Source organism: Enterobacter sp. H2G27, from assembly GCF_054403075.1.
The window spans coordinates 3,981,490-3,992,950 of the sequence record NZ_JBSVSI010000001.1 but is presented as its reverse complement, the minus strand read 5'-3'; the positions used below and the strand labels follow the sequence as shown (position 1 = coordinate 3,992,950).

Below are 11,461 nucleotides of genomic sequence, written 5' to 3'. Positions count from 1 at the left end.
TTACGCCCAGCGTTTAATGATAATCGAGGTGTTGATGCCGCCAAACGCGAAGTTATTGCTCTGCAAATACTCGCAGTCAATCTGACGGGCTTCTCCCATAATATAATCTAAAGCACCGCATTGCTCATCCGGCTGCGTTAAATTGAGCGTCGGGGCAAACCAGCCTTCACGCATCATCTGCAGGCTCATCCACGCTTCCAGCGCGCCACAGGCCCCAAGCGTATGGCCAAAATAGCTCTTCAGCGAGGAAACCGGCACGTTATCACCGTAGATAGCGGCAGTGGCCTGGCTTTCGGCGATATCGCCGCGATCGGTGGCGGTACCGTGCGCGGAAATATACCCCATATCCCGGGCGCTTAATCCCGCCATGGCCAGCGACTGCTCCATGCAAATCTGCATGGTGTCACGCTGAGGCTGGGTGATATGGGCCGCGTCACAGTTGGTGGCAAAGCCCACGATCTCGCCATAGATTGTGGCCCCGCGCGCTCTGGCGTGCTCCAGCTCTTCCAGAATCAGGGTGCCAGCGCCTTCCCCAATGACCAGACCATCGCGCTGCGTATCGAACGGTGAAGGGGTGGTTTTGGGTTCGTCGTTACGCTGGCTGGTGGCAAACAGCGTGTCAAACACCGCTGCTTCAGACGGACACAGCTCCTCCGCGCCACCCGCGACCATCACGGTCTGATACCCGTGGCGAATCGCCTCCCAGGCATAGCCAATCGCCTGGCTGCCGGAGGTACAGGCGCTCGACGTCGGGATCACGCGGCCGCGCAATCCAAAGAACAGGCCGGTATTCACCGCGGTCGTGTGCGGCATCATCTGGACGTAGGTTGTCCCGGTGATGTTATTGGTGTGCTTTTCGGTAAGCATGGTGGCGAATTCGCTGACCGGGCCGGTGCTGCCTGTCGAAGAACCGTAGGCGATACCCGTTTGACCATTGGTGAGCACCGCTTCGCCAATCAGCCCCGCCTGCTCCAGCGCCAGCTCGGTGGCGCGGGTCGACATCAGCGACACCCGGCCCATGGCGCGAATACGCTTGCGGGTATAGTGTTCCGGCAGCGTGAAATCATCGATCGGCGCGCCGAGCAGGGTATGCAGGCCATCATAGACCTGCCATTCCGGCATTTTACGCACCGCGTTTTCATACGCCAGCAGCCTGCTGGACACGGATTGCCAGTTTTCGCCAAAGGCGGTCACGCCGCCCATGCCCGTAATCACCACGCGACGCGTCATAGCATTCCTCCGTTAATGGAAATGACCTGGCGGGTAACGTAGCCCGCAATATCCGACATCAGATAGCTTGCCAGCCCGGCGACTTCTTCAGCCTGGCCCATACGTTTCATTGGGATGATGGACATCGCTTCCTTCAGCGCGGCTTCTTCCATCTCAATCATGCCGGTATCAATCAGCCCCGGGGCAATGCAATTCACGGTGATTTTGCGTTTTGCCAGCTCAATCGCCAGCGCTTTGGTGGCGCCGATAATGCCCGCTTTTGCCGCGCTGTAGTTCACCTGCCCGCGGTTACCCATCACGCCGGACACGGACGATAAGGTGATAATGCGTCCTCCTTTACGGGTGCCAATCATCGGCATAATGCAGGGGTGAATGACGTTATAAAAACTGTCGAGATTGGTGTGGATCACGCTGTCCCAGTCGTCTTCGCTCAGCGCCGGAAAGGCGCCGTCGCGGGTAATTCCGGCGTTGCTGACAACGCCATACCATGCGCCATGGGTTTCAATCTCCTGCTCCAGCACCTCGCGGCACTGTTCGCGGTTGCCCACATCAAAGGCGAGTAGACGACCGTTCCCACCCGCCTGCGTGATGGCGTCCAGCGTCTCCTGCGCGCCTGCGGCATCACGATGGTAATGCACGCCTACGGTAAACCCGTCGGCGGCAAGCTGGCGGGCAATGGCGCGCCCTATGCCTTTGCTGGCCCCTGTGACCAGTACGGAACGACTCATGCGTTAGATCCCTGATTAAATAGCGATGTTAATTCTTCTGCGCTCGGCTGGAAGGTATTGACCCGGCCCGTGGCTAGCGTCTCTTCATTAGCGGAAATTGCGCATTCAAAACTGCCGAAGCGTTCGTCCTGCATCAGCAGCTTAACGGTAATGTCCAGCGTCAGGCCTGCGGCGAAATGCCCGCTGGCGCAGACCAGCTCGCGCGCGCCGAGCACCATGCCCAGCGCGATATGTTCCTGCCCCTGCTGCTGACGATGCCAGCCTGACCAGACGCCAACGGTCTGCGCCATTAGCTCAAGCGCGTACCAGCCCGGCAGGTCGCCATCGGCATTAAGAAACGGCGCCAGCACGCTTTGCCCATTGACCGCCACGCGGCAGACCGCCATATCGTCCGTAACTTTCTCAACGGACCCCAGCAGCATCATCGGCGCCTCGTGCGGCAGATAGGCTTCGGGTGATAAGTAGCTCATGAGGCTCTCCCCAGCAGAATGCTGGCGTTGTTGCCGCCAAACGCGAACGAGTTAGACAGAATAACCGGCTTTTTCAGCGCGATGTGCCGGTGCAGCAGGCCGCACGGCGCCAGCGTGTCGTCGGGCGCGTAGCGGGCGAAGTCCTGCGGCGGCAACGGTAGATCGCGCGAAAGAATCAGCCAGCTCAGGGCCGCTTCGGTAATACCGGCAGCGCCCAGCGTATGGCCGGTAAGGTGTTTGGTTGAGCTGCACGGCACGCTTTCCCCGAAGAGATCGTGTACCACCTGCGATTCAATCTGATCGTTAAGCGGCGTGGCCGTGCCGTGCAGGTTGATGTAGCCGATATCCTCCGGCTGCATACCCGCTTCGTTAAGCGCCTGAGTAATCGCCCTTATCGCTCCTTCGCCCTGCGGATGCGGGGCGGAAATATGGTACGCATCGCTGGATTCACCCGTCCCGAGCAGCGCCACGTCGGCGGGCTCGCGGCTCAATACCATCAGCGCGGCGGCTTCTCCGATGGTGATCCCCTTGCGGTCGCGACCAAACGGTTCGCAGAGCGTAGGGGAGAAGGATTCAAGGCTGTTAAAGCCGTTGACGGGCATCCGGCTCAGGGTATCTGCTCCGCCGACGATGGCGATGTCAACCAGCCCGGCTTCGATCAGACGTTTGCCGCCGATCATCGCCCGCGCGCTGGAAGAGCAGGCTGTTGAAATCGTATAGGCCGGGCCTTCGAGCTGAAGCCAGCTGGCGAGGAAGCGGGACGGATCGCCAAGCTCCTGCTGCGGATACTGCCAGCGCGTGCTTGCTTCGCCATGGGTCATGCGCTGTACGTGCTCATCGCCTTCATCCAGCCCGGAGGTGCTGGTCCCCAGCACCACGGCCACGCGATCGCGACCGACGCGGGCGATAGCCTCGTCGACGGCTGGCTGAATCTGCGCCAGCGCGGCCAGCAGCAGCTGATTATTGCGGGTGCGGTGTGCGGAGAAGGTGTCCGGGATGGGCGGCAATTCGCCTTCCACACCGCCCAGAACGGCTTCGGGTGAGTCCTGCAACCAGCCGGTCCGGGCGTGCATACCCGGCGCCACGCCTGCCACCAGGTTCGCGGCAATCATATCAGGCGAGTTGCCCAACGCGTTGACCATGCCAACAGCGGAAATATAAATCATCTCAGTCACCCAGATATTGAATGGTGATGTGGTATTTGAATACGTGTTGCTCGATGCTGATCGGCTCGCGCTTGCCTTTACGCTGCAGGTAGACAATCTCCGTCACCAGCTTTCCGCTGGCGTTACGCAGCTCGCGTCGATCGCCATTGTCCGTTAGCGTCCAGCCCTTCGGCAACTGCGGCTGCCAGGCGCTAATCGGCCAGTGGCTTAGCATCACGTCCGCCAGCACCTGGCTTGCGGGCGGCAGCTGCGGCACAACGATCGACTGTTCGGTATGAATACCGGTCTCATCGTACGTCGCCAGGAACAGACGAATGCCCACGGAAGAGAGCCCGGCCAGCGTCACCTTATGCGCATCCGCGTTGAGCATCACCAGCAGAGATTGCGTTTGTCCGTTAAAGCTGCCGGTCAGCAGCTGCTGGGAGCTTACCGCCGGGCTGATGCCGGGCGGCGGCAGCGTCACTCTGGTTCCCGGCTGGAGCCAGGCCTGGGGACGCGTCTCTTTGGTATCGGTCGAATGGCTGCAGCCCGCCAGCAGCAGCGCTGCGGTTAGCGCGACGGCGCGGTAAAAAGCGTTCATTTACGTTTTCTCTCTTTCTTATCCGGCATCGCCAGCGGCGCCAGCAGGAAGGCGGTAAAAATACCGCTCACCAGCACGATACCAAAGCTGCTGATGGCCTGGGTGGCGCTAAAGACGAGCATGCCCAGCGTCAGCAGCGTGGTCATCATGGCCAGCGTAATCGCCAGCATGGAGGTCAGCGGCGTACCGCGCGGGTTGCTGAAAAACAGCGTGTAGTTAATGCCAATGCCGAGCACCAGTACCAGCGCCAGAAGTGAAAACAGATTCACCGGGTGGCCCGTTGCGGCCAGGACCGACAGCCCGCAGGTCAGCGACAGCAAGGACGGCACCAGGCTTATCAGCCCTTTACGCCAGCCGAGGCGCAGCATCGCCCCGCAGGCAATCACCGCCAGCGCCGCAAACAGTAGCCCCGTCAGCAGCGTGCGGTAGAGGGCAAACAGGCTGTCAAAGCTGGCTTTGCGATCGACCCAGACGACGCCGTCATGGCGCACGGCCAGCTCACCGAGGTAAGCGCTGTTTTTCGCACCGTCCACCGGCACAAGCACGCCGCTTTCCCCTTCGGGCAGGGTCAGCCAGAGCAGACGCCAGCCTTCGCTCGCCGGGCTTTTAAGCCACGCGTCCACGCTGACCGGCATGGCGTCGAGATTCGGGGAGACGGCGTTGAGCCCGGCGTTTTTCAGCACGTTCATTACCGCAGGCGCGGCGTTCTGTAGAAGCGTAAGATCGCTTTTCTGGCGGGCCAGCGAGTTCAGCGGCAGGGTGCGCCAGCGGGCAATTTCTCCCGCTTTTTGCGCCTCCGCCAGCGCCGGGGTAAAGGCTTCCAGCCGCTCCAGCGTTTGCTGAGGCGAGGCGCCGTGAACCACAAACCATTTCTGATCGACGTTCTGTCCGGTCAGGGCGGTAATGGCCTTCTCCTGCGCCAGAATATCTTTCGGCAGCGCCTGCAGCTGGGCGATGTCGTCGTCCACCCTCAGCGTACTCATCCCCACGGCGGAGAGCAGCGCCAGCGCGACGGGCAAACCAACGGACAATTTTTTACTGCGCCGCCAGGCGGCCAGCCAGCGCAGCATCAGGACCATAAATGGAACCGGGCGCACCGGTAACCCGCGGCACAGCCACGGATGCCAGAAAATCACCGTCAGGCAGGAGGCGCTCAGCCCCACGGCGGCGAACACCGCCATCTGGCGGATCCCGGGGAAGGGGGCCAGCATCATAATCAGGTAGGCGGCGACCGTCGTCAGCAGCGCCATCAGCAGCGCATTGCGAACTTTGTCCAGGCTTTGCCAGGGGGAAAGCTCCGCGCCGTGCACCATCCGTTCGGTCAGGTAGTAGAGCGTGTAGTCGGCTGAAATACCGATGATGCTCATGCTCATCACCAGCGTCATCAGGTGCAGCTCGCCAAAGAGCAGCAGCGTTACCACCGTGCCCGCCAGCGCGCCGATGGCAATCGAGAGCACGCTCAGCAGCAGCGGACGCAGAGAGCGGAACACCGCCACGATGAGCAGGAACACGCCAAGCAGGGTGGCGATGCCCAGCGTTGAGACGTCGCGTTTGGCCTGCTGGCTGGCGTAATCGCTATAAAACACGGTTCCGCGGGAAAGCAGCTGTGCCTGCGGGTAACGGGCTTTGAGCGTCTCCTGCAGCGCGTTAAGCGTCGTCACGAGCCGGTGGGTCTGCTGCATATCAAATGACGAGCCCGCCAGCTCTCCGTGCAGAAGATACCAGTAGTTTCCCGCCTCATCTTTTGTGACCAGCCAGCCGTCCATCAGCCGTAGCTTCTGGCCGTTTTGCGCCAGAGCGAGCTGCGAGCCGCGCATCAGCATCAGGGGATCGTTTTGCAGCTCTTTGCCGCTGACGCCGGAAAAGGCCGAATAAAGCTGAGATAAAATCCACTGCGCCTGCGCTTCTCCGCCGTTTTGCAGGCGGGCGCGGGTGGCGGGATCGATCAGGCCATTTCGGTGCTGCCAGAAGAACTCTCCCCAGGCCTTTTGCCCTGCGGCGTCCATCGGGCCTTTGACCTCGCTAAGCGAATCAGTGCTTTGCAGCAGCGCCAGCCACTGCTGCGCCACGCGCGGATCGGGCTCTTTGCCGGGGCTGACCAGCCAGACCAGCTGGCGGTCGAGACGCTGCATAAACCCGTCGTTGAGCGCCGGCGGGATCGCCCCCAGCGTCTGCTTCGGCAGCATGGCCAGCACGCTGCTGTTCAGACGCGCGCCGGGCAGCAGCGACAGCAGCACGCCCATCAGAATCAGGCATAGCGTGGCCCACAGCAGCGCCGGGCGCAGGGATTTACGGTGTGGCAAAGCGTTGGCGTTCGTCATCGGTCAGGCTGGCGGGCGTCAGTTGGTGGCGTGAAAGGGCGATATCGGTACGGTCGCCCTGTTTGTCGTTGAGGCGAATCGTCTCCAGATAGGTCGCGCCGCCCAGATCGAGGGTGGCGAAAATCTTGTCCAGCGGCGTCGTTTTTGGCGTAAGCACCAGCGACCAGCGGCCCGCTCCCAGGTCTTTAAAATCAATGCGGAAGTTCTCTTCCAGCACCCTGCGGTCGGCCTGGAACAGGGCGCGCAGAAGATGATTGAACTGGAACATCTGCGGATTATTGTCGGCAGTGATGGTCTGCGGCGGCTGGCCGTTGATTGCCTGAACCATCCGCTTGTCGTCCAGCAGCAGCGTCATCGGAAACGGCGCTTTTTGATCCCACAGCAGGCCGCTGTCGCGGGCGATCAGCATTTCGCCCTGCGAGCGCAGCGGCTGCGGCATATCTTTTATGGTGCGAACCTGTTCGAAGTGCGCGCGCACCACGGGCTGCTCGGTGAAGCGCTGCTGCAGCTCATCCAGCGTCACGGCGCTGACCAGCGGGCTGAGGATTAGCGCCAGTAAAGGCAACCATTTCATGGCGTTACTCCCATACGTTCAAACAGTATTGCCGGGCTCACAAAGCACATTTCGCGGGTGGCTTCTTCCACCGCCACCTGGATGGTGTACCCGGTGGTCGTGCGTTTGCCGGTCTGCGCATCGAAAATTTGATAGGCAATGCGCAGGCGGTTTTCATACTCTTCAACGTGCGCGCGGACGCGAATACGCTGCTCAAAGGTCACCGCATCGCGGTATTTCACCCGCGTGTCGACGACGGGCCAGACGTAGCCGGAGGCCTTCATCTGGCGATAGCCATAGTCAAACTGATTGAGCAGCGCCTCGCGGGCGATCTCAAAGTAGCGGAAATAGTTACCGTGCCAGACCACGCCCATCATATCGACGTCGTGGAACGGAACGGTGATCTCGACTTCAGTCGTAAAGCGGGGATCGGTCAGCACCCTTTACTCCTTTTCACTGGGCTCTGGCAGATGCCAGAAATCGAAAAAATTAAACCAGTCGAGCGGCGACATGAGGGCGTAATGCTCCAGCCGCTGCGCGTAGCGATCGACGGTATTCTGCAGCGCCTTCTGGCGTTCACCGCGCGGCAGGTGCAGCGGATCTGCAAACGGTTCACAGTGCAGGACGAGCTTACCCTGCTGGCGCAGGGCAAAAATCAGCACCACCGGGCAGCGCAGGATGGAGGCCAGGATAAACGGCCCCTGTGGGAACGGCGCTGGCTGCCCCATAAACTTACTCCAGATCACCCGCCACTCGCCGCCACGCTGCGGATTCACCGCGATGCGATCGCCCACAATCGCGACCCATTCTCCCCGCTCAAGCTTCTCTTTGATGGCGATCGCGGTGTCCGGGCCGATGTCGGTGACCGACATCAAATTCACGCTGGCCTCGGGCGCCATTTCGCTCATGATCTGCTTAAAGCGCTGGGCGTTCTCGCTGAAGACCAGGGCGGTGATAATTTTGCTGCCGTCCAGCTGGGCCAGGGCCCGGCAGGCTTCTACGTCGCCAAGATGCGAGGCCAGCAGCAGCTTGCCCTGCGGCGCCGCGATATTAAGCGTTTCGCTCGCGCCGGCGGCAAAGACCACGTCGCGATCAAACTTCAGCTCGCCGCGCCAGCTGGCGACCTTATCCAGCATCGCGTTGCCGAAGCGCATAAAATGGAAAAAGCTGTTGAGCCGCGGGGGAACGGGCATGTTCCGCTTATGCAGTTCTTGCTTGACCCTTCCAATCCACTGCCGCGAGGCCTGCCGTGCAGGACGTGCGATAAGCCAGTACACGCCGATCACCGGCCACAGCAGCACGGTAAAGGCCCGCCGACCCAGCAGTTTCCAGACGCGCAGCATCAGGCGCATCCCCCACAGACCCTTGACCTCGTCCTGCTGCGCCCAGTGCTGGCGGCGTCGACGGAAAAGCAGGCCGGGCATGCGGGGCAGCATGCCGAAGAAGAGTCGGGTATGCATCAGGGAGATCCGCACGTTATCTTTTAACGCATCGAAGTGGGACAAGCCGTCCTGCGGGTAGGTGACACGGGTGGGCAAAAAGACGCTGGTGTTGCCCTGCCAGTAAAGACGGACCATCACTTCGGTGTCAAAGTCCATCCGTTTACCGAGCGTTTCACGCGCTGCCAGCCGCAGCGTGGGCGAGACCGGGTAGACCCGAAAGCCGCACATGCTGTCTTTAAGCTGCAGGGATAAGGTCTCAATCCAGACCCAGACGTGGGTTATCCAGCGCCCGTAGAGTCGCGAGCGCGGAATGGAATCATCGTAAATGGGCTGGCCGGAAATCAGCGCGTCCGGGTGGCGCTCCGCCAGCGCCAGCAGTTTGGGGATATCTTCGATGGCGTGTTGGCCGTCCGCGTCCACCTGCACGGCGTGGGTATAGCCCGCGCGCGCGCACTCTTCCAGCCCCCTGATGACCGCGGCACCTTTTCCGGCGTTTTGCGCCAGACGGACCAGCGTCATCTGCGGCTGCTCAGCCGCCAGGCGCTCAAGCTCCTGACGGGTGACTGCGTCGCTGCCGTCATCCACCACCAGGCACGGCAGGCCGAACGGCGCGAGACGTGAGAGCACGCTGGCGATCATGGCGCCGTGGTTGTAGCACGGGATCAGCACGCAGGGGCGGAAGGTTACTGACATAGCCGAATTTTCCCGCTGCTGGCGGTATGGCGCTCAGCCCCTGCGTGACGCTGGTAGCTGAAGGTCAGCATCTGACGTTCAGCATGCCACTCAAGCATCAGCGTCACCGTGGTTTCCGGCAGCAGAGGTGCCTGGAACTTCACGTTTTGAATGCTGTGAAAGCGGTAGCCCGGTGCCAGTAACGTCGTGGCGTAGTGCATCACCCAGTCAAGCTGCGCAACGCCGGGCAGCAGCGGCTGTACGGCAAAATGGCCCTGAAACCAGAACAGCGCCGCGTCGAGATGCAAAACGATCTCCAGCTTCTCCGGCTGTGTCTGGTGGCGCTCAATTTCATGAATTTTCATGAAATAACTCCTCTAACTGCGCATAGACACGCTTGTTCATACTGTTTACCGGCATTTCATCGACAATACGCCAGTAGCGTGGAACGGCGACCGGCTCAAGCCACGGCAGCAGGGCGCGACGCCAGGCAAACTCCTGCGCTTTTTTATCCTGCATATAGCCGCGCTGACGAACCGCTTCGTCCAGGACCAGCAGGGCGCCAATACCCTGACGGCCCCCGCGCGTGACCGGCAGGGCCGCCGCTTCGCAAATGCCGTCGAGCTCCAGCAGGCGACGTTCGATCTCGTTAAGCGAGATGCGCTTTTCTTCAATTTTGACCACCCGCCCGCGACGCCCGGCGATGCTGAAAAGCCCCTCGCTGTCGAAGTGGAGGATATCGTCCAGCTGGAGTCCTTCAGCCTCGTGGATCAGTGGCGACGTGACGCGACAGGCGTCATCTTCCTGATGGAAGATAACGCCGGGGAACGCGAGCCACGGCACGTTATCCTGCTGGCGATGGCGCCAGGCGAGGATCCCGGTTTCGGTGCTGCCATAAATTTCATCCGGCCAGATGTTAAGCCAGCCAGCGGTGGTGGATACGTCGCACCAGGGCAGCATTCCGCCTGCTGAAATCAGCATTCTGACGGGCGGCGCGGGAAGCTCCGTATCCAGGCGCTTCAGAAACGCCGGGCTGCTGATGAACAGGTAATGTCTGTCATGAGGAAGGGCGGCCAGCTGCTCTGCGTAGTAGAGCATCGCGGCATGCAGCGGCAGGCCCAGCGCCATCGGCAAGACGATGCGGAAGGTCAGGCCGTACAGATGTTGCGGTACGACCGAGGCGACAACGCTACAGCCAGTCAGACGCTCGCCGAAGCGGTCAGCCAGCAGACGGGCTTCGCGATCCAGACTGACGATGTGCTTAATCACCCGACGCGGCGTTCCCGTGGAGCCGGAGGTGAACAGTTCAACAAAGCGGCTTTCGTCAATGTCCGGCAGGGGCGCCCAGTGGCGAGCAGTCTGATGGCTGGAGGCCACCACAATCAGCTTGCCATGGAAATCGAGTGTCCTGTCGCTCAGGACGCCGCTAAACAACGACTGCTGTTCTTCAAGCTGCGAGACGCGGCTATGGCCGGGAATGACCGGCGTTTTACCGGCATGCAGCGAGGCCAGAAGCGCAACGATAAACAGGTAGCTGTTTTCAAAGCACAGCGCCCAGCGCTCGCCTTCCTGCTGACGCAGGGTGTCGACCAGCAAGGTCACGTCGTGGCGCAGCTGGCCCAGCGTCCAGGTACGATCGTCAAGCCAGGCAACGGGCATGTCGTCAGGGCGCGGGGCGTTTAACCACTGGCCCAGCGGAAGGGGGTTAGTCATTGTGCATCTCTTTTTTTATCACCCGCTGGCGGACCAGCCACTCGGTCGCCATCAGCGTTCCCATCAGGATATAAGCCACCATACCGTTCCACAGCGTCCACAGATGCAGGTCGCCGTGGAGAACGGTGAACAGCGCCATCGCGCCGTTTCCGATGAAAAAGCCGCACCAGACGAGGGTCACCCTGCGGGTATAGCGCACGCCCTCCGGGGGCAAATCCGGCTCGCGCAAGCGCGCCAGCCGTTCGACCAGCGGCATCGCGGTCCACAGCGAACCGCCAAACACGGCCAGCATCACAAGGTTGACGACCACCGGGTAAAACAGCAGCCACTGGTGGGTTTTCAGCAGGTAGCTTGCCGCGCAGAGCGCAATGCCCGCGAGCGCCACGCACTGCACCACATACCGCATCGGGCCACGGTTCCGCTGTGCCTGACGCAGCCGCAGCAGCAACATCAGCGCCATCACCGGTAACAGCCACTGCAGGCTGTTGTGGGTCAACCCAAATCCAATCAGAAAAGGCCACGCCAGCAGCATCAGACCCGTCAGCAGTGGGATGAGCGGGAACGTCCGTCCACCACGCACGACGTC

Annotated in this window: 12 protein-coding genes; all 12 read right to left on the bottom strand. The window is 61.3% G+C overall.

The features are described from left to right. The 12 genes from ACW9E7_RS19070 to ACW9E7_RS19015 are packed head-to-tail and all read right to left on the bottom strand — an operon-like array spanning position 1 to position 11,455. Positions 1-1,230, bottom strand: a complete 1,230-nt coding sequence (locus tag ACW9E7_RS19070; RefSeq protein ID WP_115876829.1) for a beta-ketoacyl-ACP synthase — start codon at positions 1,228-1,230, stop codon at positions 1-3. Next, on the bottom strand, positions 1,227-1,958 hold the full coding sequence (locus tag ACW9E7_RS19065) for a 3-ketoacyl-ACP reductase FabG2 (RefSeq protein ID WP_111963734.1): 732 nt from the start codon (positions 1,956-1,958) through the stop codon (positions 1,227-1,229). The genes ACW9E7_RS19070 and ACW9E7_RS19065 overlap by 4 nt, the downstream gene beginning before the upstream one ends. Continuing rightward, positions 1,955-2,428: an ApeP family dehydratase gene (locus ACW9E7_RS19060; protein ID WP_111963735.1), complete on the bottom strand. Its 474-nt coding sequence runs from the start codon at positions 2,426-2,428 to the stop codon at positions 1,955-1,957. The genes ACW9E7_RS19065 and ACW9E7_RS19060 overlap by 4 nt, the downstream gene beginning before the upstream one ends. Further along, positions 2,425-3,594: a beta-ketoacyl-[acyl-carrier-protein] synthase family protein gene (locus ACW9E7_RS19055; RefSeq protein ID WP_127732530.1), complete on the bottom strand. Its 1,170-nt coding sequence runs from the start codon at positions 3,592-3,594 to the stop codon at positions 2,425-2,427. The genes ACW9E7_RS19060 and ACW9E7_RS19055 overlap by 4 nt, the downstream gene beginning before the upstream one ends. A 1-nt stretch (position 3,595) precedes the next feature. Continuing rightward, the gene (locus ACW9E7_RS19050; RefSeq protein WP_115876832.1) at positions 3,596-4,174 is read right to left on the bottom strand and encodes a DUF3261 domain-containing protein; all 579 of its coding nucleotides are present in this window, start codon (positions 4,172-4,174) and stop codon (positions 3,596-3,598) included. Continuing rightward, the gene (locus tag ACW9E7_RS19045; RefSeq protein WP_458728209.1) at positions 4,171-6,495 is read right to left on the bottom strand and encodes an MMPL family transporter; all 2,325 of its coding nucleotides are present in this window, start codon (positions 6,493-6,495) and stop codon (positions 4,171-4,173) included. The genes ACW9E7_RS19050 and ACW9E7_RS19045 overlap by 4 nt, the downstream gene beginning before the upstream one ends. Next, a complete protein-coding gene (locus ACW9E7_RS19040; protein ID WP_458728208.1) occupies positions 6,464-7,069 on the bottom strand; it encodes a LolA family protein in 606 nt (201 codons plus the stop codon). The genes ACW9E7_RS19045 and ACW9E7_RS19040 overlap by 32 nt, the downstream gene beginning before the upstream one ends. After that, positions 7,066-7,488: an acyl-CoA thioesterase gene (locus ACW9E7_RS19035; protein WP_023309526.1), complete on the bottom strand. Its 423-nt coding sequence runs from the start codon at positions 7,486-7,488 to the stop codon at positions 7,066-7,068. Before ACW9E7_RS19035 ends, ACW9E7_RS19040 begins: the two co-directional genes overlap by 4 nt. Before the next feature lie 3 nt (positions 7,489-7,491). Beyond that, on the bottom strand, positions 7,492-9,183 hold the full coding sequence (locus ACW9E7_RS19030; RefSeq protein ID WP_458728207.1) for a glycosyltransferase family 2 protein: 1,692 nt from the start codon (positions 9,181-9,183) through the stop codon (positions 7,492-7,494). Beyond that, positions 9,174-9,527 carry an ApeI family dehydratase gene (locus tag ACW9E7_RS19025; protein WP_111963741.1) on the bottom strand — a complete coding sequence of 118 codons (354 nt, stop codon included), beginning with the start codon at positions 9,525-9,527 and terminating at the stop codon, positions 9,174-9,176. Before ACW9E7_RS19025 ends, ACW9E7_RS19030 begins: the two co-directional genes overlap by 10 nt. Further along, positions 9,514-10,875 carry a class I adenylate-forming enzyme family protein gene (locus tag ACW9E7_RS19020; RefSeq protein WP_458728206.1) on the bottom strand — a complete coding sequence of 454 codons (1,362 nt, stop codon included), beginning with the start codon at positions 10,873-10,875 and terminating at the stop codon, positions 9,514-9,516. Before ACW9E7_RS19020 ends, ACW9E7_RS19025 begins: the two co-directional genes overlap by 14 nt. Next, positions 10,868-11,455, bottom strand: coding sequence for a COG4648 family protein (locus ACW9E7_RS19015; RefSeq protein ID WP_133295273.1), 588 nt, complete (start codon positions 11,453-11,455; stop codon positions 10,868-10,870). The genes ACW9E7_RS19020 and ACW9E7_RS19015 overlap by 8 nt, the downstream gene beginning before the upstream one ends. Between the last annotated feature and the right edge of the window lie 6 nt (positions 11,456-11,461).